This is a genomic window from Myxococcus sp. AB025B (genome assembly GCF_006518215.1).
In the GTDB taxonomy this organism is placed as follows: Bacteria; Myxococcota; Myxococcia; order Myxococcales; family Myxococcaceae; genus Myxococcus; species Myxococcus fulvus.
Genome location: NZ_SRLW01000577.1, coordinates 1 through 2,188, shown reverse-complemented (window position 1 = coordinate 2,188; position 2,188 = coordinate 1). Strand labels below are relative to the sequence as shown.

Annotated in this window: 1 protein-coding gene; it reads left to right on the top strand. The window is 75.3% G+C overall.

Annotation, left to right across the window (positions count from 1 at the left end):
* Positions 1 to 286: 286 nt before the first annotated feature.
* The coding region (locus FL311_RS42730) for a HEAT repeat domain-containing protein (protein WP_141333368.1) at positions 287 to 2,188 on the top strand (1,902 nt) is incomplete at its 3' end.

The following is a 2,188-nucleotide window of genomic DNA, read 5'->3' as shown; positions in this document are numbered from 1 at the left end:
CGAGATTACTACGCGTCTCGTGGGCTCGGAGATCTGTATAAGAGACAGGTCCTCATCGTTGTCCGCGGGGGGCTCGGCGGAGAGGAACGAGCCGTCGATGATGTAATCGCAGACGGGACAGATGGATGAGTTGGCGGCTACCTTCGAGCCGCAGCCAGGGCAGTTCAGGACCGGCGCTCCTGCTGAGAGATGCGAAGGCGCATCTTCCGGGGCCGGGGCGGACGTGTCAAACGGCACGCGGCCTAACCCCTGGATTTTCGCGGGGAATTGGCCTAGGCCCCAGCCCATGCGCCGCTTGAGCCCCGTCCGACTTCCCCACGTCTGCCTGGCCCTCGTCGTCCTGCTCTCCGGGTGTCACCGCGGTGTCCGCGGCTCCGACGAGGCCCCCCCGGACCCGGAGGTGATGGCGCGCATCCTGGACTGGGAGGACCGCCGCTCGCTCGGCGACGGGCAGCTCGCGGCGCTGGCCCACGACGCGCCGGACGCGCGAGTCCGGGCGCGAGCCTATCGCGCGCTGGCGCGCATCCAGGACCTGGCCACGCTGGACGTGGTGGCGCGGGGGCTGAAGGACCCGGAGGCCCGCGTGCGCGGTGAGGCCGCCTTCGCGGTGGGCGAGCTGGCGCTGGCGTGGGAGGCCCCGACGGACGCCGAGCGCGCGCGGCTGGTGGCGCCGCTGCTCGAGGCCGAGGCGGTGGAGCGGGACGTGGACGCGCGTGACGCGCAGCTCGACTCCCTGGGGCGTCTGGCCACTCAGGACGCGCTGGCGCGGCTGGTGGAGCGCCTGCAGGGCAAGGAGGTCGCGACGGCGGGCAAGGCCGCGCTGGTGCTCGGCGTGGCGGCGCGTCGTGGCGGCGCGGCGGTGGTGAAGGACGTCCCGCTGGCGCCCGCGCGGGCGTTGCTCTCGGCCGGGGTGCCGGTGGAGTCGCGCTACGGCGCGGCGTATCTGCTCGCCACGGCGAAGCGCGCCGAGGAGCTGCCGACGCTGCGCCGCTGCCTTTCGGACGAGGACGCGGACGTGCGCGGCCTGTGCGCGAAGGCCTTCGGCGACGTGGGCGGTCCGGAGGACGCGGTGGTGCTGGGGCGACTGCTGGACGACTCGGTGCCGCGCGTGGCGGCGGAGGCGGCGCGCTCGCTGGCGAAGCTCGCGGCGATGTGTGGCGGGCCCTGCGTGCCGCTGGACGTGCTGGAGGGCCTTGCGCCTCGGGCGAAGCGTGTGGCGCGCGGCATGGAGACGCCCGTGCCCACGAGCGCGACGCCCCGGGTGGAGACGCTGGCGCGCTCGGCGGATGGCCACCCGTTGCTGGCGCTGGCGCAGCAGGGCCTGCCGGACTTCGGCGCGCCGGTGCTGGTGGCGCTGCGGCTGGCGCTGGCGGACGCGGAGCGGGGCGCGGCGTCGGACCTCGCACGCGCGGACCTGGGCTGGCTCGACTGTCGGCTGGCGGCGGCGCTGGACCGGCAGCGCGGCGTGGTGGCGGACGTGCGCACGTGCGGCTTCGACAAGGTGCCCGAGGAGCGCCGGCTGGCGCTGGGCCTGCGTGAGGTGGCGCTCTTCTCGAAGAAGACGCCCGCGGACTTCGCGGTGGGCTACCTGCGCCACCCGGCCGCGCGCGTGCGGCTCACCGCGATGGAGGTCCTGGCCGAGCGCCCCGTGCTCCGCGGCGCGACGGCGGTGAGCGCGCTCCTGAAGGACGAGGACCTGGTGGTCGCCGGCGCCGCGGCCGCGACGTTGGGACTGCTCAAGCCCCCCGCGATGCCTCCGGAGCTCGAGGCGCTGGCGGAGCGGGTGCCGTCCCAGCCGGACCTCGCGGACCCGGTGGCCGGCGCGCTCGTGGCCCTGCAGGGGCAGGCCGCGGAGCCCCGGTTCCGGCAGTGGCTGTCGCTGCCTCACGCCAACGTGCGCCGCGTGGCCGCCGAGTCGCTGACGAAGCTCACCGGCCAGCCCGTGCGCTCCGAGCGCGTGGAGCTCCCCGCCTACGCCTTCCGCCCGGAGCCCGCGCCCAAGGGAGCGGGGCTGGTGCTGCGCACGGACAAGGGCGACATCACCGTGCGGCTCGACGCGGACGAGGCACCCCTCACGGCGGGCAACCTGTACGCGCTCGCGCGCAAGGGCTACTTCAACGGCGTCACCTTCCACCGCGTGGTGCCGGACTTCGTCGCGCAGGGCGGAGACCCGCGCGGGGACGGGGAG